Below are 25,465 nucleotides of genomic sequence, written 5' to 3'. Positions count from 1 at the left end.
CTATATGGCACTAAAAAAAGCAAGCCTAGCCTGTACAGTTTGTGGATCTCGTAACTATTCTATTTCCCTATCGAGCAATCCCAAGCCAACACGGTTAGAAGTAAATAAATTTTGTAAACACTGTGGTCAGTACACGGTCCACAAGGAAACTAGATAGGAGTAGCAGGTGAAATTCGTCGCAGATATTTTCCGTATTTTAAAAGACACTGTCTGGCCAACGCGCAAGCAGAGTTGGAAAGATTTCTTCTCAGTCGTAGAATACACAGCCTTCTTCGTGGTACTTGTGTATATATTTGACCTCATTTTGTCCAAGGGCTTGATGAGCTTGATTAATCTTTTCTAGTAAAATACTTGCCATTTGTAAAATGGAAGTGGTATAATAAAGAAAAGCGAAAGCCTTCGGGCTTTTTTTTAGCGTCTTCAATACAGCTTTCAAAAGAAAGGAACGACTATGTACGATAGTTTTGACAAAGGCTGGTTTGTCCTACAAACCTATTCAGGATACGAGAACAAGGTAAAAGAAAACCTTCTCCAACGTGCGCATACCTACAATATGTTGGAAAACATCTTGCGCGTGGAAATCCCAACCCAGACGGTTCAGGTAGAAAAGAACGGCGAGAAGAAAGAAGTGGAAGAAAACCGCTTCCCAGGTTATGTCTTGGTAGAGATGGTCATGACTGACGAGGCTTGGTTCGTGGTTCGTAATACGCCAAACGTTACAGGTTTCGTGGGTTCTCACGGTAACCGTTCCAAACCAACTCCACTCTTGGAAGAAGAAATTCGCCAAATCCTGGTATCTATGGGACAAACAGTCCAAGGAGATATCGATGTCAAGGTGGGCGACACAGTCCGCATCATTGACGGTGCCTTCACAGACTACACTGGTAAAATCACTGAAATCGATAATAACAAGGTTAAGATGGTTATCTCCATGTTTGGTAATGATACCATTGCAGAAGTGAATTTGAGCCAGATTGCAGAATTATAATATCCATCAGACAGAACAGTCAACAACTGTTTTGTCTTTTTTTATCAAAAAATACTTGACCAGTTAACCATTTTTGTGTTATAGTTAACTGGTTAACAAAAATACAAGGAGAAATTTAATGAAGTGGATGAAATATCTCTTTTTATCACTCATGCTACTAGTCCTCTCGGCCTGTGGCCAGCAGAGCCAGTCTAGCCAAGTCCAATCTGGCCTGCGGATTGTGACTTCCTTTTACCCAATTTATTCACTGGTTAAGGAAATTTCTGGTGACTACAATGACGTCCGTATGATTGGCTCCAGAAATGGGATCCATTCCTATGAGCCCTCGCCAGCAGATGTCAAGGGAATATACGACGCAGATATCTTTATCTACCATTCTAAGATTTTGGAGTCCTGGGCCGGTCGCCTGGAGCCGAATGTGCAAGGTTCTAAGGTCAAGGTCCTGGAGGCCTCCAGTGGTTTAGAGCTACAGCGAGTTCCTGGTCTGGAGGATGTGGAGGTGACAGAGGGCATGGACGAGGCCAGTCTCTACGACCCCCATACCTGGTTGGACCCAGTTCTGGTGGGGCAGGAGGCGGTCTTGATTGGTAATTTACTGGCTGAGGCAGACCCTGAACGAGCTAGTTACTACAACGAAAATGCCAGCAAGCTCCAGCAGCAATACCAGGATTTGGCAGACAAGTACAAGCCTATCTTTGAAAAAACAAGATCCAAGACCTTTGTCACCCAGCACACAGCCTTTTCCTATACGGCTAAGCGCTACGGCCTCCAGCAACTGGGCATAGCTGGTGTGTCAGAGGAAGAGCCTAATCCACGACAATTGGCAGAAATCAAGGAATTTGTCGATACCTACGATGTCAAAACAATTTTTGTGGAAAAGGGCAAGTCAGACAAGCTGGCCCAGACCTTGAAGAGCTCCACAGGTGTTGACCTGAAAATCTTGGACCCGCTTGAGGCAGACCCAGAAAACAATCTAACCTATCTGGAAAATCTAGATGCCGTCTTAGACACCCTCGCCAAGGAATTACAGTAAAGGAGAAAACATGAAAAACAAGAAATTAGTTGGTTCAGTAGCCGCCCTGGTTCTGGGCATGAGCATTTGTAGCTACCAGCTGGGACGTTACCAAGCCACGGAAGACAGCAAGAACCGAGTAGCCTACATCGAAGACAGCCAGACAGAAAAGAGTATGCTGGCTGAACAGTTGACGCCAGAGGAAGTTTCTGCCAAGGAAAATATCGACGCCGAGCAGATTGTGGTCAAAATCACCGACCAGGGCTATGTGACTTCCCACGGTGACCATTTCCATTACTACAATGGCAAGGTGCCCTTCGACGCGATTTTCAGCGAAGAGCTGATTATGACCGACCCAGCCTATGTCCTTCAAGACAGCCACATTGTCAATGAAGTCCAGGACGGCTATGTGATTAAGGTGGATGGCCAGTATTACCTCTATCTCAAAGATAAAAAGCAGCAGAAAAATGTGCGGACCAAGGAGGAAGTTCAGAGACAGAAGGGTGTATCCTCTTCGGACAAGGCCTATCAGGAGGCTGGTGGCGGCCGGACAGCAGATGGTCGCTATAAGACCGATGACGGCTATGTCTTCAACCCTACTGATGTGATTGAGGACACGGGAGACGGCTTCATCGTGCCTCACGGTAGCCACTTCCATTTTATTCCTAAGAAGGACCTGTCTCCGTCCGAGTTACAGGCAGCCCAGGCCCATATTGACGGCAAGTCCCCAAACAAGGGTCAGTCGACCAAGGCCACTTACCCGTCTCAGGGCCAGACTGGCTCGGCCGTCCTTTCAAGCCACTCAGGTCAAGATTTGAACAGCCTCTTGGCCCAGCTGGATGCTACACCGCTCTCCCAGCGCCATGTAGAGGCCGACGGTCTGGTCTTTGACCCACGCATGATTAGCAAAAAGACCGCTGCCGGCGTCATCATCCCCCACGGCGACCACTATCATTTCATCCCTTACAGCCAGATGTCGCCACTGGAGGCTCAGATTGCTCGGATGATTGGGGAAAATAGCAGAGCAGGCTCAGGGCATACATCTGACCAGCCGACGCGGACTGACTATCCGACAGGCACAACCCAGCCAGCCACACCAGCCAAGCCCCCTCATCAAGCCCAGCCAAGTCCTGCACCAAAACCAGGTCCTACTGATTCCCAAGCCACTAACCAGCCATTTGTTACCTATCTAGGTCGCCGCATCCCTGCCTACGGCAAGGGATTGGATGGCAAGGTCTATTTCACCAGCGACGGCTACACCTTCAGCAAGGCCAGCATCACATCTGTTGATGACCAGGGCTTGATTGGTAGCCACGGCGACCATTTCCACTATGTCGGCTTTGGCGAATTAGAAGACTTTGAAATCAAGCAAGTCGAAGAATGGGTTCGTGAAAAGCAAGGCTTGACAGGAAATACTAAGCCTGCTAATAAACCAGCCACTCCAAAACCAAGTCAGCCGACAGCGCCGACACTTCCAGTCCTGCCAAGCCAACCAGCTCTTCCTGAACAACCGACTCAACCAAGTCCAGTTGATACGAGCGTAAACAAACCAGTCTTTGATCCGCAAGCCGTGATTGGCAAGCAGCTTGAGGCAGGCAAGGTCTTCTACCAAGTTCAGCTGGACGGCAAAAGCTACCGTTACAGCCGAGATGAATTGGACCTGATGAAGATTTCCTTTGCAGAATTGCGCCTGATGGAACTGGACAAGGACTACCGCTTTGACACGGCTCCACAGGTTGCTGGAGATTTGGCACCAGCTATGCACGTCAGCATCGACAAGATCCCAATGAAGGGAGCCAATGCGACCTACGATACAGGCGAGTCCTTTGTCATTCCCCATATCGACCATATCCACATCCTGCCTTATAGCTGGCTGAGCAAGGAGCAGATTGCGACCATTCGCTATATTATGCAGCACCCAGAGGTTCGTCCTGCAGCTTGGACCACAGCAGGTCATGGCGATGATGTCATGGATCCAAATGCCCTGACACCGATTGCCAATGCGACCGACCAGGCTCAGCGTACCGGCCTGAAAAACTGGCAGATTATCCACACAGCTGAGGAAGTGGCAGCAGCACGTGCCCAGGGCCGCTTTGCTACCAACGACGGCTATATCTTTACCCCAGAGGACGTCCTGGATCCGGCCAGTTTTATCTTCAGCGACGCCTTCAGCCTGCCACGGGCGACCGGTGGTTCCCTCCGATCTATCACCAAAAAAGAGCTGTCAGACAAGGAGTTGGCGGCAGTCCAGGCTCTCTTGGACCAGCGTGATGGAGAAATCCTGGCTAAAAATGTTACACCGATTGAAAAACGTGAAGGGTTGAAAAACTGGCAGATTGTTCACTCTGCAACAGAACTGGCTGAAGCTAAGTCTGCAGGGAAATACACAACAAAAGATGGCTATATTTTTGATCCAGCAGACCTATTAGATCCAGCTGTCAGAATTGGTGAGGACAATTACCGGATTCCTCGGGTCACTGAAACCGGCTACCGCCGTATCAATAAGTCAGACCTCAATTACTTCAGAGAGCTGATTGCGGCAGAGGCCATGGTTGCCAAGCGTGAGACGGCTGGACCAGAGACTGAAAAACCAGCAGTAACTCCAGCTGCCAAACCAGCAGACAAACCTGCAAGCGCTGAAACAGCGGCTGCTATTTATGGTCGAGTGGCAGCGCAGAAGACTGTTCCGTTTGAACTCCTGCCGTTTAACCTTGGCTACGCACACCGTGTCGAGGATGGCCGTTTTGTGGTGCCTCATAAGGACCACAACCACTATTATGCCTTTGTCTCCTTTGATGAAGGGCATTACCAGGCACCGCAAGGCTACAGCCTGGAAGACCTCTTTGCCACTATCAAGTACTACCTGCACCATCCAGAAGAAAGACCCCAATCTAGCGATGGCTGGGGACGTCTGGAAGTGGCACAAGTGACAGCAGAAACACCTGCGTACAAAGTAAACTCTACTGAGACAGTTGGAAAGGTAGTGGAGGGCAAGGCAGCAGCTACTACTGAAAGTGAGGAGACGGCTAGCCAGGCTCTCCCAGTCCTTTCAGAAACTACTCCTAGCTCTGCAGAAGCATCCTCAGTTTCTCCAGCACCTGAACAGCCGGTAGCAGAGACGGCACCTATCTCCTCTGAACCTACAAGAGACAAGGCAGATAATCTGGTTCAAGAGTGAAAAAACATTCTAGAAGTTGGACTTTGATTAACAAAATCATATGACGCAGGGGTTGATTGGCTTTCACAGTTTAGGGAACTGTGAAAGGTTGGAAATAAGGGGTGCGTAGCAAGCCTCATTTCGTTCGCGTTTTACGATCCGAACCAGTCCTAACGAATGATACGAACTCCGTTCGTTCAATTTCCAAGCTCCAACAGTCACTCCTCTGACTATTGGAGCTGTGCGGGGACGAGAAGACGAACTCTCTTTTTCATTAGTCAAGTTCTTTCCCGCTCCCTTCTTTTAAAATCTTGTTCATTCCTTTGACTATTTGGTTAATTTAGCGTAAAATAGAAAGGAAAGACAAAAAAGGAGAAGAGCCTTGGAACTTAATGTATTTGCAGGACAAGAAAAAAGCGAACTTTCCATGATTGAAGTAGCGCGTGCTATTTTGGAAGAACGTGGACGTGACAATGAAATGTATTTCAATGACTTGGTCAATGAAATTCAGAATTATTTAGAAAAATCAAACAGTGAGATTCGTGCAGCCTTGCCAACTTTCTATTCTGACTTGAATGTGGACGGTAGTTTCATTCCGCTAGGCGAAAACAAATGGGGTCTTCGTTCATGGTATGCGATCGATGAGATTGATGAGGAAGTTATTACTCTCGAAGAAGATGATGAAGATGCGCCAAAACGTCAGAAAAAACGTGTCAATGCCTTCATGGATGGTGATGAGGATGCTATCGATTATGGCAACGATGATCCAGAAGATGAAGATGGTTACGAAGACAAGCCTGGTTCAGAATACGATGATGAAAATCCAGATGATGAGAAGGATGAAGTAGAATCATACGACTCAGAAATCAATGAAATTATCCTCGATGATGAATTGACGGATGATGAAGAAGTTGATGTCGGTGAAGAAGATGACGACTATTCTGACGACGAGTCGACAGAAGACTAAGTTCAAGATTGACAAACGCATCGAATTGAGTTAGTATATTATCGGGCACCTCTTTTGAGGTCAGGGCTCCCTAGTTGATAGGGAGCTATTTTTGTTTTTCTTCATGTTGCTTACCCCCCATGCGACATGAGCAGAGGAAAGGAGTTTGCATGACAAAATATATTTTTGTAACTGGTGGTGTGGTTTCGTCGATTGGTAAAGGGATTGTGGCGGCAAGTCTGGGTCGTTTGTTGAAAAATCGTGGTCTCAAGGTGACCATTCAGAAATTTGACCCCTATATCAATATTGACCCAGGGACGATGAGCCCTTACCAGCATGGTGAAGTGTTTGTTACGGATGACGGTGCGGAAACGGACTTGGATTTGGGACATTATGAGCGGTTTATTGACATCAATCTTAATAAATATTCCAACGTGACAACAGGGAAAATTTACAGCGAAGTCCTTCGAAAAGAACGCAAGGGCGAATACCTTGGGGCTACTGTGCAGGTTATTCCACATATCACGGATGCTTTGAAGGATAAGATTAAACGCGCTGCTCGGACAACAGATGCCGATGTGATTATTACAGAAGTCGGTGGAACTGTCGGTGATATTGAAAGTCTGCCTTTCCTTGAGGCTCTGCGTCAGATGAAAGCAGACGTGGGCGCGGACAATGTCATGTATATTCACACGACGCTCTTGCCCTATCTCAAGGCGGCTGGGGAAATGAAAACCAAGCCGACCCAACATTCGGTTAAAGAATTGCGCGGATTGGGCATTCAGCCCAACATGTTGGTCATTCGTACAGAAGCGCCAGCCGGCCAAGGGATTAAAAATAAATTAGCCCAGTTCTGCGATGTGGCACCGGAGGCGGTTATTGAGTCACTCGATGTGGAGCATCTTTATCAAATTCCGCTCAATTTACAGGCCCAGAATATGGATCAGATTGTCTGCGAACATTTGAAATTGGATACACCGCCAGCGGATATGACAGAGTGGTCAGCTATGGTTGACAAGGTACTCAACCTCAAGAAAACCGTTAAGATTGCCTTGGTCGGCAAGTATGTTGAGCTACAAGATGCTTATATTTCTGTTGTTGAGGCGCTCAAGCATTCAGGCTACGCCCACGATGCGGCCATTGATTTTGATTGGGTCAATGCCAATGATGTGACTGCTGAAAATGTCGCTGACTTGTTGGGAAATGCGGATGGCATCATTGTTCCGGGTGGATTTGGTCAACGCGGTACCGAGGGGAAAATTGAGGCTATTCGTTATGCGCGTGAACAGGATGTGCCTATGCTCGGTGTCTGTCTGGGCATGCAGTTGACCTGTGTCGAATTTGCCCGTAACGTTCTAGGCTTGGAAGGTGCCAATAGTTTTGAATTGGACCCAGAAACCAAGTATCCAGTCATTGACATTATGCGCGACCAGATTGGCGTTGAAGATTTGGGTGGAACCCTGCGTTTGGGTTTGTATTCAAGCAAGCTTAAGCGTGGTTCAAAAGCTGCTGCAGCCTATGATAACCAAGAAGTCGTGCAACGTCGCCACCGTCACCGTTACGAATTTAACAATGAATACCGTGAACAATTTGAGCAGGCAGGATTTGTCTTTTCTGGCGTCTCACCGGATAATCGTCTGGTGGAAATTGTTGAAATTCCAGACAATAAATTCTTCGTGGCTTGTCAATACCATCCAGAATTGCAGTCGCGTCCAAATCGTCCAGAGGGCCTCTATACAGCCTTTGTCAAGGCAGCGCTTGAGGACTAAAATATGTTCGTTTGGGTGCATTTCTTGAAAGTCTGATGTTTGACTAGGTTGGGGTGGCTAACTTCATTATAGAACTTTCGATTGTAACGGCTACACCTTGAAATAAATATTTTTCAAAAAAGTGTTGACAAGGTTCCGTCCTCGTGATATACTATTTCTTGTGTTAAGCGGGGATGGCGGAATTGGCAGACGCGCAGGACTAAGGATCCTGTGACCGCTTTAGGTCGTGTGGGTTCAAGTCCCACTCTCCGCATGGTAGTCGAGTGGTGTTCACTCGACTTTTTTTTAGGCTCTTTGTCAACTGTAGTGGGTAGATGAAAAGCTAACACCTAGAGAGGACGAACTTCGTTCTCTCTTTCTTTATGTTCAAAGCAATCAAAATTCGTTTTTTAAAGTTTTCAAAGTTCCTGAAACCAAAGGCATTTCTCTTAATGACTTTGATGAGATTATTGGTAGCTTCCAGTTTGGCGTTGGAATAAGGCAATTCTAGGGCATTCAAAACCTTGTCTTTATCCTTTAGAAATGTCTTAAATACCGTCTGGAAAATAGGATTAACAGTGGCTATTTCCTGTTCGATGAGACTGAAGAAATGATCTGAGTTTTTCTCTTGGAAATGGAACAAGAGAAATTGATAGAGTTGATAGTGTTGTCGTAGTTCCTCTGAAAAAGACAGTAGTTTTTCTAGGATTTCCTTATTAGTCAAATGCATGCGAAACATAGGGCGATAAAATCGTTTATCATTGATTTTACGGCTATCTTGTTGTATCAATTTCCAGTAGCGTTTCAAAGCACGGTATTCGTGCGATTTTCTGTCGAATTGATTCATAATTTGAATACGGACACGGTTCATAGCACGGCTAAGGTGTTGTACGATATGAAAGCGATCAAGGACGATTTTGGCATGCGGAAAAAGCTGTTTAGCCAATTGGTAGTATGGGCTATACATGTCCATAGTGATGACTTTAACGCGGTTTCTAACCTTTCTAGGATAGCGTAGAAAGTGGTTTCGGATGGTTGCTTGAGTTCTTCCGTCAAGGATAGTAATGACGTTTAGGGAGTTGAAATCTTGTGCGATAAAGCTCATCTTCCCCTTCTTAAAGCCATATTCATCCCAGCTCATCACCTCAGGTAAGATATTCCAATCTGTTTCAAACTTGAACTCATTAAGCTTTCGACTAACTGATGATGTTGAGATAGATAGCCTGTGTGCAATATGTGTCATTGCTTGATTTTCGATGAGTAACTGGGCGATTTTCTGGTTAACAGCGACAGAGATTTGGTGGTTCTTCTTGACAAGAGGAGTTTCAGCGACAGCCATTTTTCCGCAATCTTTACACTTGAACCGACGCTTTTTAAGGCGGATGAGGAGTGGATAACCAGCAGTTTCTAGGTAGGGGATTTTGGAGGCTTTTTGGAAATCGTATTTAGCCATTTGTCCCTTACAAGAAGGACATTTAGGGGCTGTGTAATCCAAGTGACCATGTAGTTCTAAGTGAGTTCCCATATCATATTCATCAGTGATAAGGATATTTTTGTCTTTAATTCTGAGAAAATTTGTGATAAAATTTAGTTGTTCCATATGAGCCTTTCTAATGTGAGTTTGGTTGCTTTTCATTATAGGTCATATGGGACTTTTTGTATATACTTAAAAAGCTCCATAATCTCCACGGTGGTTTTACCCACTACAGAAATTATAGAGCCTTTTTTTACTTCTGATTTTTGAAAGTTGTTACATGTCTGATAAATGAATCTAGCTGAGGAGGTCTCTTATGTTAATGATACTCTTGTTCCAACGGCTTGGCATCATCATGATTTTAGCCTTTCTTTTGGTCAATAATAGCTATTTCAGGCAGTTGATTGTTGCCAGGTCCAAGCGTGAAAAAGTGCTTTTGGTAGTGATTCTCGGTATCTTCGTTATCATTTCAAATATCACGGGTATCGAGATTTCAAATGACGGCGACTTGGTGGAGCGCCCGATTTTGACCAGTATTTCCCAGTCGGATTCCTTGGCTAATACGCGAACGCTTGTGATTACAACAGCCAGTTTGGTCGGTGGACCCATTGTCGGGGCTATGGTTGGACTTGTCGGGGGATTCATCGATTCTTTCAAGGAAATTTTTCAGGAGCCTTTTATATTATCAGTTCTCCCTTGGTGGGTTACATCAGTGGCTATATTGGTGACAAATGGAAAACCGAAGGGCTCTATCCATCCCGCACGCAAGTAATCGCCATCAGTATTCTTGTCGAATGTATCCAAATGCTGTTTGTCGGTATCTTTACGAGCTGGCAGATGGTTGAGTGGATTTTTCTGCCTATGATTTTGCTCAACAGCCTTGGTTCGACCATCTTCTTAGAGATTTTGAAAACCTATCTCTCCCACGAGCGCCAATTGCGGGCGGTGCAGACAAAGGACGTACTGGATTTGACTCAACAACCCCGGTTGGGATTTGATTTATTGGTTCCTCAATCCTGCCACCATCGCCTTTGCTGTCCCACTTTATAAGAAAAATAAGGAAGTTAAAAAGTACTGGAAAGAAATTATCAGCGGTTTGGTTGCTGGAATGGTTGTTTCCTTGTTCGTGATTATTGCTATTTCAAGGATGGTTGGTCTGAGCCAATTGAGTGCGGCTTCTATGCTGTCCCAGGCGGCTACCACAGCCATTGCCCTGCCAGTCACTCACGCTCTTGGCGGCAATCCGGGACTGACTGCGATGGCTTGTATCTTGAATGCCGTGATTATCTATGCCTTGGGTGGCAAGTTGGTCAATTGCTTCAAGCTTAATAAGAGTGAGGTTGGGGTTGGTCTCGGCTTGGGAACTTCTGGGCATACTATCGGTGTAGCCTATGCGCTGGAATTAGGTGAATTGCAGGGAGCCATGGCTGCGATTGCTGTAGTCGTCATCGGTCTAGTCATTGTTTTTGTCGCTCCGCTCTTTATCCCTGTTTTGGCAGCTATGTATTAAAGCGAAAAATGTTCTTTGAAAGTTTCATGAAAGGATATGTGAAAATTTTCTCAAAACTATACGGTTTCAGCTAGCATTTTCAAAATAAAAGTGGTAGAATAGAGAGGTATGAGGTCTAACCTCAAAAAATATTAGGAGGCTATCGAAATGCCATTAGTTTCAGCAGAAAAATTTGTCCAAGCAGCGCGTGACAACGGTTATGCAGTTGGTGGATTTAACACAAACAACCTTGAGTGGACTCAAGCTATCTTGCGTGCAGCAGAAGCAAAACAAGCTCCAGTTCTTATCCAAACTTCTATGGGTGCAGCTAAGTACATGGGTGGTTACAAAGTAGCTCGCAACTTGATCGCAAACTTGATCGAGTCAATGAACATCACAGTTCCAGTTGCTATTCACCTTGACCACGGTCACTACGAAGATGCACTTGAGTGTATCGAAGTTGGTTACACTTCTATCATGTTTGACGGTTCACACCTTCCAGTAGAAGAAAACCTTGCAAAAGCAAAAGAAGTTGTAGAATTGGCACACGCTAAAGGTATCTCAGTTGAAGCTGAAGTTGGTACTATCGGTGGTGAAGAAGACGGTATCGTTGGTACTGGTGAATTGGCTCCAATCGAAGATGCAGTAGCAATGGTTGCAACTGGTATTGACTTCTTGGCAGCTGGTATCGGTAATATCCATGGTCCATACCCAGAAAACTGGGAAGGTCTTGACCTAGATCACTTGCGTAAATTGACTGAAGCTGTACCAGGTTTCCCAATCGTATTGCACGGTGGTTCAGGTATTCCAGATGCACAAATCCAAGAAGCAATCAAATTGGGTGTTGCTAAAGTTAACGTAAACACTGAGTGCCAAATCGCATTTGCAAACGCAACTCGTAAATTTGCAGCAGCTTATGAAGCAAACGAAGCAGAATACGATAAGAAAAAACTCTTTGACCCACGTAAATTCTTGGCAGACGGCGTGAAAGCTATCCAAGATTCTGTTGAAGAACGTATTGACGTATTTGGTTCAGCGAATAAAGCTTAATGTTATATAAGTAATGCTATCTAAACCAACCGCAAGGTTGGTTTTTTGAGTTTTATCTAATCTATAGCACAATGAAACAAAAACAGTACATTTGTGGTATAATGTACTTATGGCATATTCATTAGATTTTCGTAAAAAAGTTCTCGCATACTGTCAGAAAACCGGCAGTATTACTGAAGCATCTGTTGTTTTCGATATTTCACGCAACACCATCTATCAATGGCTAAAATTAATGGAGACTACTGGCGAGCTTCATCACCAAGTTAAGGGAACCAAACCAAGAAAAGTTGATAGAGAAAAATTAAAGAACTATCTTGAAGCTCATCCAGATGCTTTTTTGACTGAAATAGCTTCTGAATTTGGCTGTCATCCAACAGCTATTCATTACGCTCTCAAAGCTATGGGATATACTCGAAAAAAAGAGCTGTACCTACTATGAACAAGACCCTGAGAAAGTAAATCAGTTCCTTAAAGAATTTAATAACTTAAGTCACTTGACACCTGTTTATATTGACGAGACAGGGTTTGAGACATATTTTCATCGAGAATATGGTCGATCTTTGAAAGGTCAGTTGATCACAGGTCAGGTCTCTGGAAGAAGATTCCAGCGGCTATCTTTAGTCGCAGGTCTTATAAACGGTGAGATTATAGCCCCAATGACCTACAGAGAAACCATGACGAGTGACTTTTTCGAAGCTTGGTTTAAAACATTCTTACTACCCACTTTAGATAGACCATCTGTTATCATTATGGACAATGCAAGGTTTCATCGGATGAGTAAGCTAAAAGAGTTATGCAAGGAGCAGGGTCATAGACTTTTACCACTTCCTCCTTACTCACCTGAGTATAATCCCATTGAGAAAACATGGGCTCAAATGAAAAAACACCTCAGAAAAGTATTGCCAAATTGTGATACTTTTCTTGAGGCACTTTTGTCCTGCTCTTGTTTCAATTGACTATACTGTTTCAAACAGTCCTATTCTGTGAAGCAATCTCCGATTGCGAACAAGGAAATCCTTTTTTCAATGGCTTGTCCTTACAAGATTTGAAACAAGCTTGGTCAAATGTCCATTCTGTCTGATAGACAGGCTTCAATATTCTTGGAGAACTGTCGAAAGAAAAAAATAAAAATAATCCTTGCCAAGTCAGCTGTTTTTTGATAGACTAGTATGGTATGTGGTGCTAGCACATCCGATATATTTGATCAAATGAGGAGGAAGATACAATGGCTAAAGTATGTTATTTCACTGGTCGTAAGACTGTATCAGGTAACAACCGTTCACACGCAATGAACCAAACTAAACGCGCAGTTAAACCAAACCTTCAAAAAGTTACTGTTCTGATCGACGGTAAACCTAAAAAAGTTTGGGCTTCAGCTCGTGCCCTTAAATCAGGTAAAGTAGAACGCGTTTAAGAAATGACCCTTTTGGGTTATTTTTTTTTTGCCAAAGAAACCTAGTCTTCCGTCTGCTGTCACAAGCTTGTTTTTTACAGAATGGCTAAAGTATGGTAAAATGGAGTGATAAAACTATTTGAGGTAAAGTAATATGACTGTTAAAATCAATACAAAAGACGGCCAAATTGAATTGACTGACGACGTGATTGCCACAGTTGTCGGTGGAGCTACGACCGAGATTTTTGGTGTGGTCGGCATGGCTAGCAAATCCGCCATCAAAGACAATTTCCAGGCTCTTTTGAGAAAGGAAAACTATGCCAAGGGCGTTGTCATCAAGACCTTGGAAGATGGTCGTATTGCAGTTGATGTCCACACTGTTATGAGCTACGGTGTAAAAATCAGTGAAGTATCTCGCAATATCCAAGAACGTGTCAAGTTCAACTTGGAAAATCAACTGGGTATCTCTGTGGATACCGTTAATGTTTTCATCCAAAATATTAAAGTCGTAGGAGAATAATTGTGTCTAAAATTACTACTAGTTTATTTCAAGAAATGGTGCAAGCAGCATCTACTCGATTGAATAAACAAGCTGAATATGTCAACTCATTAAACGTATTTCCAGTACCAGATGGCGATACTGGAACCAACATGGGCATGACCATCACCAATGGTGCCAAAGAAGTGGCAGACAAGCCAGCAAACACAGTTGGTGAAGTCGCTCAAATCTTGTCAAAAGGTTTGCTTATGGGTGCTCGCGGGAACTCTGGTGTGATTACGTCACAATTGTTCCGTGGTTTCGGTCAGTCTGTCAAGGGCAAGGATGAATTGGACGGTAAAGACTTGGCACAGGCCTTCCAACATGGTGTAGAAGTGGCTTATAAGGCCGTTATGAAGCCGGTTGAGGGGACCATTTTGACCGTTTCTCGTGGTGCAGCGACGGCTGCCCTTAAAAAAGCAGAAGAAACAGATGATGCCATTGAAGTCATGCGTGCAACCCTTGAAGGAGCCAATCGTGCCCTCAAGAAAACCCCTGAAATGTTGCCAGTCTTGAAAGAGGTTGGGGTTGTCGATTCGGGTGGTCAGGGTCTGGTTTACATCTACGAAGGTTTCTTGTCAGCTTTGACTGGTGAGTACATTGCTTCTGAGGATTTTGAAGCAACTCCAGCAGTCATGACAGAAATGATCAATGCAGAGCATCACAAGTCTGTAGCTGGCCATGTAGCGACAGAAGACATTACCTTCGGTTACTGTACGGAAATCATGGTGGCTCTTCGTCAAGGTCCTACTTATGTGAAAGACTTTGATTATGAAGAATTCCGTAACTACCTCAACGACCTAGGGGATTCTCTCCTTGTAGTGAATGACGATGAAATCGTCAAAGTCCATGTCCATACTGAAGATCCTGGCTTAGTCATGCAGGCAGGTCTTCAATATGGTAGCTTGGTCAAGGTAAAAGTGGACAACATGCGTGAACAACACGAAGCGCAGGTTGAAAAAGAAGAAGCCTACCAAAAACCAGCTGAGCAAAAAGAATACGGTATTATTGCCGTTGCAGCTGGTGAAGGATTGACAGAAATCTTCAAATCACAAGGGGTTGACTATGTGATTTCAGGTGGTCAGACCATGAACCCTTCAACAGAAGATTTTGTTAATGCCATTGAATTGGTTAATGCCCGTAATGTCATCTTGCTTCCAAACAACAAGAATATTTTGATGGCGGCTCAAACGGCTGCTGAGGTGGCAGAAGTGGCGGTTAAGGTTGTGGAAACCAAGACCCTACCACAAGGCTTTACTAGCTTGCTTGCCTTTGACCCAAGTCGTGATTTGGACAGCAACTTTGAGGCTATGACGGCATCTCTTACAGAGGTGAAAAGTGGTAGTGTAACAACTGCAGTCCGCGATACAACAATTGACGGTCTTGAAATTCATGAAAATGACAACCTTGGGATGGTTGATGGCAAGATTGTTGTATCAAATCCTGATATGATGGAAACCCTTGTTGCAACATTTGAGAAAATGTTGGATGAAGATAGTGAAATCGTGACTATTTATATTGGTGAGGATGGTGACGAGGATACAGCACAAGCCCTTGCTGACCAATTGGAAGAGAAATTTGAAGATGTCGAGGTTGAAATCCATCAAGGAAACCAACCAGTCTATCCATATCTATTTAGTGTAGAATAATCCATGAGAAGAGCAGTCTGACTGTTCTTTTCTTGTGTATTTTGTGGATGTTTTGCTTGCTATTTAGTCCAAATATGATATAATAGTTTCTTGTGAGTATCCCTCACTTCCCACAGGCTAGGACCTGGGGGCATTAGACCAAAAGGAGGAACATATCAATGGCTAAATACGAAATTCTTTATATTATTCGTCCAAACATTGAAGAAGAAGCTAAAAACGCTTTGGTAGCACGCTTTGACTCTATCTTGACTGACAACGGTGCAACAATCGTTGAATCAAAAGCATGGGAAAAACGTCGCCTTGCCTACGAAATCCAAGATTTCCGTGAAGGTTTGTACCACATCGTTAACGTTGAAGCGACTAACGACGAAGCTCTTAAAGAGTTTGACCGTTTGTCAAAAATCAACGGCGACATTCTTCGTCACATGATTGTGAAACTTGACGCGTAAGAAGGTTTTATATGATAAATAATGTAGTATTGGTTGGTCGCATGACCCGCGATGCAGAACTTCGTTACACTCCGTCAAACCAAGCTGTTGCGACTTTTACACTTGCGGTTAACCGTAATTTTAAAAATCAAAATGGCGAGCGTGAAGCGGACTTTATCAACGTAGTTATCTGGCGTCAACAAGCTGAAAATTTGGCGAATTGGGCTAAGAAAGGTGCTCTCATTGGCGTGACTGGTCGCATTCAGACCCGTAGTTACGACAATCAGCAAGGGCAACGCGTTTATGTAACTGAGGTAGTTGCAGAAAGTTTCCAACTCTTGGAAAGCCGTACTGCCCGTGAAGGTCAAGGTGGCGGATATTCTGCTGGCAATTCATTTGCTGGTGGCAATGATTACAATTCACCTTATCAAGCACCTGCACAATCTACACCGAACTTCGCTCGAGAAGAAAGTCCATTTGGTGCATCAAACCCAATGGATATTTCAGACGATGACCTACCATTTTAGGTCGATACTAAATATATAAAGGAGAAAAACACATGGCTCAACAACGTCGTGGCGGTTTCAAACGCCGTAAAAAAGTTGACTATATCGCAGCTAACAAAATTGAATATGTTGATTACAAAGATACTGAGCTTCTTAGCCGTTTCATTTCAGAACGTGGAAAAATCCTTCCACGTCGTGTAACTGGAACTTCAGCTAAAAACCAACGTAAAGTAACAACAGCTATCAAACGTGCTCGCGTTATGGCCTTGCTACCATTCGTAAACGAAGATTAAAAAAATGACCCCAACGGGTCATTTTTTCTTGCGCTCTAGAAATGTGTAAAGCGCAATGACAGAATGGACCATTTTTTCATGAGCTCGGAAATCAAAAGGCGAATTGAGACCCTGATGGGTCCTTTTAGCTTGCGCTCCGAAAATATAAGAAGCGCAACAGCCCTATGTGGCGATTTTTTTGAATTAAATAAATAGGAAAAGATCAGAAAACGACCCAATACTTAGGTCGTTTGAGGTCTATTGCTGCATAGGTGTCATGGCGTTGCGGATATTGTATTTCTTTTTCAAGAGATAGCGGATTCCGAAGGCAATAGCACAGATTAAGATAGTGAGAATTGGATGAGGAATTGGGTTGAGGTTGGCTGGAACTAGGGCAGCCAGGAAGAAGACTACAGACCAGGCCAAAGTTGCCACACCCAGGAACAGAATAGCCTTGAGCAGATTTGGTCGTTTACCGGTTTTAGCTTGCTCTCTGTAAACAAAGTGGTACATGAAGTACATACCTGCACCCACACCGAATCCGATAACCAGCAGGGTCACCAAACCATACTGAGCGCCTTGATTAAAGAGATTCATCAGACCGTTGATACCGGCAATGATGGCCAACATAAAGAGACTAGAGTCCAGCCACATGAGCCATGGATTTTCATTGTATTCGACCGTTTCTTGCTTTTCTTGGCTGGGAGCAGCAGATTTGCTTGCGGCCCACTCACTAGGTGCACCAAAAAGACTACGGGCAGTTTGGCCTGTTTTTTGCTTTTCGATGATGGTCGGCAGGATTTCTTCCAAAAGCCCCTTGATTTCGGCATCCGTCTTGCCATCCTTGATCAATTGGTTGGTGGCAATGTGGATAAATTCCTGGTTTTTCTTAGTTAATTCTTTAAATTCTGTAAATGACATAGCAATCTCCTTGGATTAGAACCATTTCTTTTTTATGAAATAGAAGGTTAGCGATAAGCTGATAGCAAAGGCAAAGAGGATAATCCACCAGAAGGCATGGGGAATATCGTTGAAGGGAATAATATTGTCCTTGAAGTTCATGCCGTAAGCCGAGAAGACCATGGTCGGTATGGACATGACGATGGTCATGAGGGCCAGGGTTTTCATAATGGTATTCTGGTTGTTGGAAATGATCGAGGCAAAGGCATGGGTCATGGAGTTCAGGATAGAACCATAGATGTCCGCCATCTCAATAGCCTGTTGGGTTTCGACCAGGGTATCTTCCAGCAAGTCCTCATCCTCCTCGTATTTGCGGAGGAGGCGGGTGGAGCTGGCCAGTTTTTTGACCAGGCGTTCATTGGTTTTGAGAGAGGCCTTGAAGTAGACGATAGTTTTTTCCAATTCCATGAGGACAATCAGTTCTTCATTTCGGGTAGCCTCGTGGAGCTGTTTCTCGATTTCCTCGCTCTTTCGGTCAATGGTCCGCAGGGCAGACAGGTAGAGCTGGGCATTTCGATAGAGAATTTGGAAAACGAAGCGTGACTTCATAAAGGTAAAGAAGTTGCGCAGGCGTCTGTGGATAAATTGATCAAAGAGCGGCAGTGGCTCTAAACAGGTCGTGATAATGGCGTCATCTGTCAGGATAATACCAAGCGGAATGGTGATATAGTAGGTCTTGTTATTCCGCTCTTCCAAGATGGGAACGTCGACGACGATCAAGGTGTAGTCATCTTCGACCGTAATACGAGAAGTTTCTTCTGCATCGAGCGGTGCCCTCAGGTCGGCGATATCAATCTTGTAATGCTCGGACACTTCCATGGACTCACTCTGGGAGGGGTTGACCAAGTTGATCCAAGCGCCTGGTTCAAAGGTTTGGATTTCTTCTAAATCAGTCATCGTTGATAGAAAAATCTGTTTCATATCAGTGCCCTCCTTTTCATTCTTGCATGTAAACGTACCCTTTATTATACCAAAAAATGCAGGAATACGGAATGATTTTTTTGAAGTGTGATATAATGGGATATATTTTATGCTGGATAGGATGCTTGCCTATTTATAGCTGATTTTGAAAGGAACTGAACACGGGCTAAATGCAGTGTCAAAAAGTACTAGTTTCTTCATGTTTAAGCATGTGGAACTGGCTTCTGCGTCGTAGACATCTGTGCTTTCTTCGGTTTTCGACTTGTGAAAGCACTAGTTGTCTTGACGGGGGTGCGTCTTCGAAATCACAGATTTCGGACTTGCCGCCTATTTTGATGGTGCATTTTACGCCCTTTGTATCTTAGAAAGGATTCGAATGCGTGCTAAAAGCGTCGAGAAAAAGATACATAGATGTTTCAACTTTAGTTGATTACAGCTGTGGATACTGTAAAGTACAAAATGCTTGGTCACTGATGTGACGTCACATTTTCCTATTTTCTTCTCGCTTTCTTAACGCACTTATATCTAGAAAGGAATTGAACACGCCCTAAACGCTGTGTGAAAAAAGTGATGCTTCTTCGTGTTCAAACATGGAGAACAGGTTTCTGCGTCGTAGACATCTGTGCTTTCTTTGGTTTTCAACCTGTGAAAGTACTAGTTGTCTTGACGGGGGTGCGTCTTCGAAATCACAGATTTCGGACTTACCGCCTATTTTCACCGTGCGTTTTACGGGCTCTGTATCTTAGAAAGGATTCGAATGCGTGCTAAAAACCTAGCAAAAAAGATAAATCTTCTCGTGTGTTTGGCACACTTCGCAGATTTCCTATTTTTGTACGGTTTTCTTAACGCACTTATATCATGTTATGCAAGAAAATATTGTGATTCATGGGGCGCGCGCCCATAATTTGAAAAATATTGATGTGACCATTCCGCGTGAGAAGTTGGTGGTGGTGACTGGTTTGTCGGGGTCTGGTAAGTCGAGTTTGGCTTTTGATACTCTGTATGCCGAAGGCCAACGTCGTTATGTGGAGTCTTTGTCTGCCTATGCTCGTCAATTCTTGGGCAACATGGACAAGCCAGATGTGGATTCCATAGAGGGTCTCAGCCCTGCTATTTCCATTGACCAGAAAACAACCTCGCGTAACCCACGATCGACAGTCGGGACGGCAACGGAAATCAATGATTATCTCCGTTTGCTCTATGCGCGTGTTGGGGTACCTTACTGTATCAACGGCCACGGGGCGATTGCTGCATCTTCGGTGGAGCAGATTGTTGATGAGGTCTTGGAATTGCCAGAACGCCAGCGGTTACAAATCTTGGCGCCGATTGTGCGAAAGAAAAAGGGGCAACATAAGACAATTTTTGAAAAAATTCAGAAGGATGGCTATGTTCGGGTCCGTGTCAATGGAGATGTCTATGATGTGTCGGAAGTGCCTGAGTTGTCCAAGAGCAAGGCTCACAACATCGAGGTTGTGGTCGATCGGATTGTCATCAAAGAGGGCATTCGTTCGCGGCTCTTTGACTCGATTGAGGCGGCACTTCGAATTGCGGACGGCTATGTTATCATCGATACCATGGACGACAAGGAAATGCTATTCTCCGAATACTATGCCTGTCCAGTTTGTGGTTTTACGGTGCCAGAGTTAGAACCACGTCTTTTCTCCTTCAATGCGCCTTTTGGGTCTTGTAGTGATTGTGATGGACTTGGCATGAAGCTCGAAGTGGATACAGATTTGATAGTCCCAGATGCCAGCAAGACCTTGCGTGAAGGTGCCTTAGCCCCTTGGAATCCAATTTCATCGAATTATTATCCTCAAATGTTGGAACAGGCCATGAATCACTTTGGTGTGGATATGGACAAGCCTTTCGAGGAATTGACGGAAGAGGAGAAGAACCTGATTTTCAACGGCTCTGATGGGAAGGAATTCCATTTCCACTATGAAAATGAATTTGGTGGGGTGCGGGATATTGACATTCCATTCGAGGGCTTGATTACGAATATAAACCGCCGCTACCGTGAAACCAATAGTGATTATACACGGACAGTCATGAAGACTTACATGAATGAGCTGACCTGTGGAACTTGCCACGGCTATCGCCTCAATGACCAAGCCCTGTCTGTCAAAGTTGGTGGCGAAAAGGGACTGCATATCGGACAATTATCAGACTTGTCCGTGGCGGATCATTTGCAAGTGATTGAACATCTGACCTTGTCTGAAAATGAAGCGACGATTGCGACGCCCATTGTCAAGGAAATCAAGGATCGCCTGTCCTTCCTTAATAATGTAGGTCTCAACTACCTGACCCTTTCACGAGCAGCGGGGACGCTTTCTGGTGGTGAAAGCCAGCGGATTCGTCTGGCGACTCAGATTGGCTCGAACCTGTCTGGTGTTCTTTACATCTTGGATGAGCCATCGATTGGTCTGCACCAGCGGGACAATGACCGCCTGATTGCCAGTCTCAAAAAGATGCGGGACTTGGGCAATACCTTGATTGTGGTGGAGCATGACGAGGACACCATGCGGGAGGCGGACTGGTTGATTGATATCGGTCCAGGTGCGGGTGTCTTTGGCGGAGAAATCGTGGCCTCTGGAACGCCTGCCCAAGTGGCTAAGAACAAGAAATCCATTACAGGCCAGTACCTATCTGGTAAACGTGAAATCCCAGTTCCTCTAGAACGCCGTGTTGGAAATGGTCGGTTCTTAGAGGTAACAGGAGCCAAAGAAAACAACCTGCAAGATGTGACTGTTCGTTTCCCGCTCGGAAAATTTGTGGCGGTGACAGGGGTGTCTGGCTCTGGTAAGTCAACTCTGGTCAATTCCATTTTGAAAAAGGCAATTGCCCAGAAACTCAATCGTAATTCGGACAAGCCAGGCAAGTTCAAGTCCATTTCAGGAATTGAACACTTGGACCGCCTGATTGACATTGACCAAAGTCCAATTGGACGGACACCGCGTTCCAACCCAGCTACCTACACAGGTGTCTTTGACGATATTCGGGATTTGTTTGCCCAGACCAATGAAGCCAAAATCCGTGGCTACAAGAAGGGGCGTTTCTCCTTTAACGTCAAAGGTGGTCGTTGTGAGGCTTGTTCTGGTGATGGTATCATCAAGATTGAAATGCACTTCCTGCCAGATGTCTTTGTACCTTGTGAAGTCTGTCATGGACACCGCTACAACTCTGAAACCTTGGAAGTACATTACAAGGAGAAAAATATCGCCCAAGTCCTTGATATGACGGTCAATGACGCGGTCGAGTTCTTCAAACACATTCCGAAAATTGAGCGGAAACTCCGCACCATTCAAGATGTAGGTTTGGGCTATGTTACTCTAGGTCAGCCAGCAACGACCCTATCAGGTGGGGAAGCCCAGCGGATGAAACTGGCTTCGGAACTCCATAAGCGGTCAACTGGTAAATCCTTGTATATCTTGGATGAGCCGACGACAGGTCTGCATACGGAGGACATTGCCCAGTTGCTCAAGGTCTTGGCTCGTTTTGTTGATGATGGCAATACCGTGCTGGTCATCGAGCACAATCTGGATGTTATCAAGACAGCCGACCACATTATCGACATGGGGCCAGAAGGCGGTGTTGGCGGTGGTACCGTTGTCGCGACAGGAACGCCAGAAGAAGTGGCGGAGAACCCGGCCAGCTTTACAGGCCAGTATTTGAAAACTAAGTTGAAGTAAGCAAGTAAAAAAGAGCCATCGGCTCTTTTTTACTGTTCTTTATCCATATTATTCAAGGCATAGTCACAAGCCTGAATGACAAAGCTTGAGAAACTGACATCTTTTTTGACGATTGCTTCCTCAATTCTATCTACCAACTCTGACGGAAATCGAATAGTTTTGATTTCTGTTTCTTTTTTATCTGATTTTAATTTAAATGCCATTTATTTGCTCCTTGTTACAAGTGTATAGCGAAATAAATGAATATGAAATATTACAGATTGTATTACTAAATGTATTGCAAAAATAAAAATTGTATAGTAAAATATTTTGGAAGACTATTTCATAAAAGGGAGAATTATATGGTTTATAGTAGAACTCAGCGCATCCAAGAAGAAAAGAAGCAGCGTTTACGATATGGGATTCGTAAATTTACAGGCTTAGGAGCCGCATCTGCTCTATTAGGAGTAGGTTTACTAACAAGTTTATCGGTTCATGCACAGACTAAGACGGCAGAGGTTCGTTATGATTATGTAACGACTGAGGAATTGACTGAGGCAGAGAAAAAGGCGATTTTTACAGAGCTTCCAGCTCAGGTGACAGAAGATGTGAACTACTATCTTGTGTATAGAAAAGTAGGGTCTTCAATTTTGCCACAGACAGGAGAAAGCACAGGTGTATTAGCTGGAGCTATTGGGGCAGGCTTGCTACTGGTTGGTATAACTGTTGGTCGGAAAAATCAACGGATGGTTCGCTCAGCAATGACCTTGACCTTGGTAGGAGGAAGTCTGGTTTTCACCTCTGTATCTGCCGTGACGGTTGCCCAGCTGGCTCAGTATGGTCAAACCCAAACATTGACAGTAGGATCAGCACTCCCAGATGGAAAGATTTCAATTGCAGGTTATGAGTTTGTAGGTTATTTGGAAGGGAAAAAGCAGAGCAGAGAGACAAGTTCAGCACTGCCTATGGGTTCAATAGATAAGGCAGAAGAAAATGAGAATCTACTTGTCCAACCAACCCAACCAGCAGATGAGAACAAATCAGACATCCCAACAGAATCAATTCCGTCAGAGGACAAGGTAACAGACATCCCAGCAGAATCAACTCCGTCAGAGGACAAGGCAACAGACGCTTCGGCAGAACAGAAACCATCTGAAGACAAGGTTGAAGAAGTCCCAGCAGAAAGTAAGCCAGCGGAGAAACCTGTTGAAGAAACAGGAGGTGGTCAGGTTATCGGTACAGAAGACAAGGTTATTTCCGAAACGGAGAAATCAGTCCAACCAGAAATACCTGCGTCGGTGGAAAAACCAGCTGTACCAGGGGAAACGGAAACGACTGTTACACCTGGTGAGGAGAAACCTGTTAGTCCAGAACTCCCAACTAATCCAGCAGAACCAGATCGACCTGTTGATACAGTTCGAACAGATGTAGAGAAACAGGTAACGGTCATCAAGTATGGAACTAGCTATGTGAAAGATACAAGTTTGCCAGCTGGAGAAAGCAAGGTTCTTACACAAGGTGTGGATGGAAAGCAAACAGTCACCACTAAAGTAACCTATACCAATAATGTAGAGACCGCTCGTGAGATCGTTGCGACTGAAACAATTGAACCTGTTACAGAAGTAATCGCCTATAATGATGAGATTTCTAAAAATCGAGAAGAGCTTGTCGAGAGCTTGACGACTATTTCATTTGCTACAGAGCGTCGTGCCAATGCTGATCTGGAAGTAGGTTCCGAACGTGTACTGGTAGCAGGAGTTAATGGACAAACCAAGACCCTTACAAAGAAAGTCTATGATTCTACAGGTGCAGTCATTAGTGAAGAAGTGGTCAGCACGGAAGTTATTGCTCAACCAGTTACGCAAGTCATTGAATACGGTACTAAGCCAAAGTCTGTTGTTGAAACAACAGAGGAAACCAAGGTAACAGAGCTTGACTACACTGTTGAAACTCGTCAAAATCCAGACTTAGAAAAAGGTCAAACTCGTACACTTACAAAAGGAAGAAAGGGAACACTAACCCAAACCTACCGCATTACTAAGACAAACGGTAATGAAACGGCGCGCGAACTAGTAAAAGAAGAGCGTGTCGAGCCGGTAAATGAGATTATTGAAGTCGGTACAAAGGCTGTTGTTCGTTACCAAACTCGCCAAGAAACAAGTGTCATTCCATTTACTACAGAAACTCGTCAGGTGGATAGCTTATTTGAAGGTGAAAGTCGTGAGTTGGTAGCAGGAGTGGACGGTCAGCAAATACAGACCTATAAGGATACCTATGTGGACGGCGTCAAGGTTGCCTCTGAAATGGTGGGTCAACCAGAGGTTATTCAGCCAATTAAGCGTATAGTAGAAGTTGGTATCAAGAAAGAAGAGACGAGTCAAGTTCTGACAGAAACGGAGGTGCTTGCCTATACTTCAATCAAAGAAGAAGATCCGAATCTCCCAGAAGGTGAAACAAAAATCAAAGTTCAGGGAGTAAACGGGGAGCGTAAGGTCCGTATCACACGGGTCACCAATAACCGTACTGGTCAAGTAAGCGAAACCCGCGAGGTCATCTCTGAGACTGCACCAGTCAATGAGGTCCTTGTGGTCGGCACTAAACCTGCCAGCACTAGCCTACTCGACAAGAAGACGCTAACGCTGGATGAGTTCATGAGCCTCACCGAGGAGCAGCAGGACGCCTTCATCGCTAAGAAAGGAACCGTGCCTGGCACGACCATCCGAACTGGCGCAACCAAGGACACCCTTGAGAAGGTGGAGCAGCTTATCAACCTCGACAAGCTCAACGCTGAGTTCGTCAGCCTGCTTAACGCAGCCCGTGCGGCAGAAGGCCTATCGGCTGTAACATACGCAGGTCAGGGCTCAGACGCTCAAAACGCGGCGACTGCCCGTGCCAACGAAATGGCGGACCACGGTAGTCTTCGCTATCAAGGTACCGCCGACGGCGCTCACAAGCGCCCAGACGGCTCTAAGTGGACCACCATCTACACGGCAGAGCAGACCGCTCGACAAGGCTGGCGCGGCGAAAACGCACTCCAGCTAGGCTCAGCTCTTAGCGCATACAGCGCCATCGACGAGAGCAGCATCGCAAACAGCCTCTTCAACGAGTGGATGAACTCCGCAGGACACAAGGCTGTCATGATGAAGAACCTGGACAACCTCCAGGTGGCAGTCGGCATCGGACTCAACGACAAGGCTATCGAGACCACCTTCCGAAATGGTGTGACCGTGGCCATGCTGGAATTGGTTGAGCCAAAACCGTAGAGG

At 44.9% G+C, this 25,465-nt stretch carries 21 protein-coding genes, 1 tRNA gene and 2 pseudogenes; 20 read left to right on the top strand and 4 right to left on the bottom strand.

Annotation, left to right across the window (positions count from 1 at the left end; translation table 11 throughout):
• The first annotated feature begins 4 nt into the window (after positions 1-4).
• The 8 genes from rpmG to AB1F57_RS11925 all read left to right on the top strand — a co-directional run bounded on the left by rpmG (position 5) and on the right by AB1F57_RS11925 (position 8,125).
• Complete coding sequence (rpmG, locus tag AB1F57_RS11960; protein ID WP_002940258.1) at positions 5-157, top strand: 50S ribosomal protein L33; 153 nt, start codon at positions 5-7, stop codon at positions 155-157.
• 9 nt (positions 158-166) lie between these two features.
• Positions 167-343: a preprotein translocase subunit SecE gene (gene secE / locus AB1F57_RS11955; RefSeq protein WP_167785151.1), complete on the top strand. Its 177-nt coding sequence runs from the start codon at positions 167-169 to the stop codon at positions 341-343.
• Between the two features lie 108 nt (positions 344-451).
• A complete protein-coding gene (nusG, locus tag AB1F57_RS11950) occupies positions 452-988 on the top strand; it encodes a transcription termination/antitermination protein NusG (protein WP_105111755.1) in 537 nt (178 codons plus the stop codon).
• Between the two features lie 118 nt (positions 989-1,106).
• Entirely contained in the window at positions 1,107-2,021 is a 915-nt protein-coding gene (locus AB1F57_RS11945) for a zinc ABC transporter substrate-binding protein (protein WP_367985783.1), read from the top strand.
• Positions 2,022-2,031: 10 nt separating this feature from the next.
• The gene (locus AB1F57_RS11940; protein ID WP_170238901.1) at positions 2,032-5,178 is read left to right on the top strand and encodes a pneumococcal-type histidine triad protein; all 3,147 of its coding nucleotides are present in this window, start codon (positions 2,032-2,034) and stop codon (positions 5,176-5,178) included.
• A 361-nt stretch (positions 5,179-5,539) separates the two neighbouring features.
• Positions 5,540-6,124 (top strand): DNA-directed RNA polymerase subunit delta, encoded by a 585-nt coding sequence (rpoE, locus tag AB1F57_RS11935; RefSeq protein WP_105137706.1) that lies wholly within the window; start codon positions 5,540-5,542, stop codon positions 6,122-6,124.
• 149 nt (positions 6,125-6,273) lie between these two features.
• On the top strand, positions 6,274-7,872 hold the full coding sequence (locus AB1F57_RS11930) for a CTP synthase (RefSeq protein WP_167785153.1): 1,599 nt from the start codon (positions 6,274-6,276) through the stop codon (positions 7,870-7,872).
• Positions 7,873-8,039: 167 nt separating this feature from the next.
• Positions 8,040-8,125 (top strand) — tRNA-Leu (locus AB1F57_RS11925).
• Positions 8,126-8,194: 69 nt separating this feature from the next.
• Here AB1F57_RS11925 and AB1F57_RS11920 read toward each other — a convergent pair.
• Positions 8,195-9,451 (bottom strand): ISL3 family transposase, encoded by a 1,257-nt coding sequence (locus AB1F57_RS11920; protein WP_167785830.1) that lies wholly within the window; start codon positions 9,449-9,451, stop codon positions 8,195-8,197.
• 190 nt (positions 9,452-9,641) lie between these two features.
• Between AB1F57_RS11920 and AB1F57_RS11915 the strand changes: the two are divergent.
• From AB1F57_RS11915 to rpsR, 10 genes and pseudogenes are all read left to right on the top strand, one after another.
• A pseudogene (locus AB1F57_RS11915) lies at positions 9,642-10,306 on the top strand (LytS/YhcK type 5TM receptor domain-containing protein); the annotation flags it as partial.
• Position 10,307: 1 nt separating this feature from the next.
• A pseudogene (locus AB1F57_RS11910) lies at positions 10,308-10,835 on the top strand (LrgB family protein); the annotation flags it as partial.
• Positions 10,836-10,982: 147 nt separating this feature from the next.
• Positions 10,983-11,864 carry a class II fructose-bisphosphate aldolase gene (locus AB1F57_RS11905; RefSeq protein WP_167785154.1) on the top strand — a complete coding sequence of 294 codons (882 nt, stop codon included), beginning with the start codon at positions 10,983-10,985 and terminating at the stop codon, positions 11,862-11,864.
• A gap of 109 nt (positions 11,865-11,973) precedes the next feature.
• A protein-coding gene (locus AB1F57_RS11900) for an IS630 family transposase (RefSeq protein ID WP_367985596.1) occupies positions 11,974-12,820 on the top strand; the annotation gives its coding sequence in 2 pieces (ribosomal slippage) (positions 11,974-12,281 and positions 12,280-12,820; 849 coding nt in all).
• A 269-nt stretch (positions 12,821-13,089) separates the two neighbouring features.
• Entirely contained in the window at positions 13,090-13,278 is a 189-nt protein-coding gene (gene rpmB, locus AB1F57_RS11895) for a 50S ribosomal protein L28 (RefSeq protein WP_001140948.1), read from the top strand.
• A gap of 133 nt (positions 13,279-13,411) precedes the next feature.
• The gene (locus AB1F57_RS11890) at positions 13,412-13,777 is read left to right on the top strand and encodes an Asp23/Gls24 family envelope stress response protein (RefSeq protein WP_167785168.1); all 366 of its coding nucleotides are present in this window, start codon (positions 13,412-13,414) and stop codon (positions 13,775-13,777) included.
• A gap of 2 nt (positions 13,778-13,779) precedes the next feature.
• The gene (locus AB1F57_RS11885) at positions 13,780-15,444 is read left to right on the top strand and encodes a DAK2 domain-containing protein (protein ID WP_167785169.1); all 1,665 of its coding nucleotides are present in this window, start codon (positions 13,780-13,782) and stop codon (positions 15,442-15,444) included.
• A gap of 158 nt (positions 15,445-15,602) precedes the next feature.
• Positions 15,603-15,893, top strand: a complete 291-nt coding sequence (rpsF, locus tag AB1F57_RS11880; RefSeq protein WP_105111495.1) for a 30S ribosomal protein S6 — start codon at positions 15,603-15,605, stop codon at positions 15,891-15,893.
• Between the two features lie 11 nt (positions 15,894-15,904).
• The gene (locus tag AB1F57_RS11875) at positions 15,905-16,399 is read left to right on the top strand and encodes a single-stranded DNA-binding protein (protein WP_002942409.1); all 495 of its coding nucleotides are present in this window, start codon (positions 15,905-15,907) and stop codon (positions 16,397-16,399) included.
• Between the two features lie 32 nt (positions 16,400-16,431).
• The gene (gene rpsR, locus AB1F57_RS11870) at positions 16,432-16,671 is read left to right on the top strand and encodes a 30S ribosomal protein S18 (RefSeq protein WP_002939250.1); all 240 of its coding nucleotides are present in this window, start codon (positions 16,432-16,434) and stop codon (positions 16,669-16,671) included.
• Positions 16,672-16,908: 237 nt separating this feature from the next.
• Here rpsR and AB1F57_RS11865 read toward each other — a convergent pair whose 3' ends face one another.
• Positions 16,909-17,571, bottom strand: a complete 663-nt coding sequence (locus AB1F57_RS11865; protein WP_367985782.1) for a DUF1129 domain-containing protein — start codon at positions 17,569-17,571, stop codon at positions 16,909-16,911.
• Positions 17,572-17,586: 15 nt separating this feature from the next.
• Positions 17,587-18,531 carry a magnesium transporter CorA family protein gene (locus AB1F57_RS11860; RefSeq protein ID WP_105137698.1) on the bottom strand — a complete coding sequence of 315 codons (945 nt, stop codon included), beginning with the start codon at positions 18,529-18,531 and terminating at the stop codon, positions 17,587-17,589.
• 863 nt (positions 18,532-19,394) lie between these two features.
• Between AB1F57_RS11860 and uvrA the strand changes: the two genes are divergently transcribed.
• On the top strand, positions 19,395-22,220 hold the full coding sequence (uvrA, locus tag AB1F57_RS11855; protein ID WP_367985781.1) for an excinuclease ABC subunit UvrA: 2,826 nt from the start codon (positions 19,395-19,397) through the stop codon (positions 22,218-22,220).
• A gap of 29 nt (positions 22,221-22,249) precedes the next feature.
• Here the strand turns inward: uvrA and AB1F57_RS11850 are convergent, their stop codons facing one another.
• The gene (locus AB1F57_RS11850; protein ID WP_002942417.1) at positions 22,250-22,423 is read right to left on the bottom strand and encodes a YlcI/YnfO family protein; all 174 of its coding nucleotides are present in this window, start codon (positions 22,421-22,423) and stop codon (positions 22,250-22,252) included.
• Between the two features lie 138 nt (positions 22,424-22,561).
• On the opposite strand from AB1F57_RS11850, the gene AB1F57_RS11845 reads away from it, so the two are divergent.
• Positions 22,562-25,462 (top strand): G5 domain-containing protein, encoded by a 2,901-nt coding sequence (locus tag AB1F57_RS11845; RefSeq protein ID WP_367985780.1) that lies wholly within the window; start codon positions 22,562-22,564, stop codon positions 25,460-25,462.
• Positions 25,463-25,465 lie beyond the last annotated feature (3 nt).

The organism is Streptococcus nasisuis (assembly GCF_040836615.1).
Classification (GTDB): Bacteria; Bacillota; Bacilli; order Lactobacillales; family Streptococcaceae; genus Streptococcus; species Streptococcus suis_V.
Note: the sequence above shows the minus strand (reverse complement) of the source record. Positions and strands in the feature narration are given on the sequence as shown.

Bases quoted from the DNA above. Each gene is read 5' to 3' on its own strand.
- rpmG (WP_002940258.1), top strand. From the start codon at position 5: ATGGCACTAAAAAAAGCAAGCCTAGCCTGTACAGTTTGTGGATCTCGT.
- nusG (WP_105111755.1), top strand. From the start codon at position 452: ATGTACGATAGTTTTGACAAAGGCTGGTTTGTCCTACAAACCTATTCA.
- AB1F57_RS11945 (WP_367985783.1), top strand. From the start codon at position 1,107: ATGAAGTGGATGAAATATCTCTTTTTATCACTCATGCTACTAGTCCTC.
- AB1F57_RS11940 (WP_170238901.1), top strand. From the start codon at position 2,032: ATGAAAAACAAGAAATTAGTTGGTTCAGTAGCCGCCCTGGTTCTGGGC.
- AB1F57_RS11930 (WP_167785153.1), top strand. From the start codon at position 6,274: ATGACAAAATATATTTTTGTAACTGGTGGTGTGGTTTCGTCGATTGGT.
- AB1F57_RS11920 (WP_167785830.1), bottom strand. From the start codon at position 9,451: ATGGAACAACTAAATTTTATCACAAATTTTCTCAGAATTAAAGACAAA.
- AB1F57_RS11905 (WP_167785154.1), top strand. From the start codon at position 10,983: ATGCCATTAGTTTCAGCAGAAAAATTTGTCCAAGCAGCGCGTGACAAC.
- rpmB (WP_001140948.1), top strand. From the start codon at position 13,090: ATGGCTAAAGTATGTTATTTCACTGGTCGTAAGACTGTATCAGGTAAC.
- AB1F57_RS11890 (WP_167785168.1), top strand. From the start codon at position 13,412: ATGACTGTTAAAATCAATACAAAAGACGGCCAAATTGAATTGACTGAC.
- rpsF (WP_105111495.1), top strand. From the start codon at position 15,603: ATGGCTAAATACGAAATTCTTTATATTATTCGTCCAAACATTGAAGAA.
- AB1F57_RS11875 (WP_002942409.1), top strand. From the start codon at position 15,905: ATGATAAATAATGTAGTATTGGTTGGTCGCATGACCCGCGATGCAGAA.
- rpsR (WP_002939250.1), top strand. From the start codon at position 16,432: ATGGCTCAACAACGTCGTGGCGGTTTCAAACGCCGTAAAAAAGTTGAC.
- AB1F57_RS11865 (WP_367985782.1), bottom strand. From the start codon at position 17,571: ATGTCATTTACAGAATTTAAAGAATTAACTAAGAAAAACCAGGAATTT.
- AB1F57_RS11860 (WP_105137698.1), bottom strand. From the start codon at position 18,531: ATGAAACAGATTTTTCTATCAACGATGACTGATTTAGAAGAAATCCAA.
- uvrA (WP_367985781.1), top strand. From the start codon at position 19,395: ATGCAAGAAAATATTGTGATTCATGGGGCGCGCGCCCATAATTTGAAA.
- AB1F57_RS11850 (WP_002942417.1), bottom strand. From the start codon at position 22,423: ATGGCATTTAAATTAAAATCAGATAAAAAAGAAACAGAAATCAAAACT.
- AB1F57_RS11845 (WP_367985780.1), top strand. From the start codon at position 22,562: ATGGTTTATAGTAGAACTCAGCGCATCCAAGAAGAAAAGAAGCAGCGT.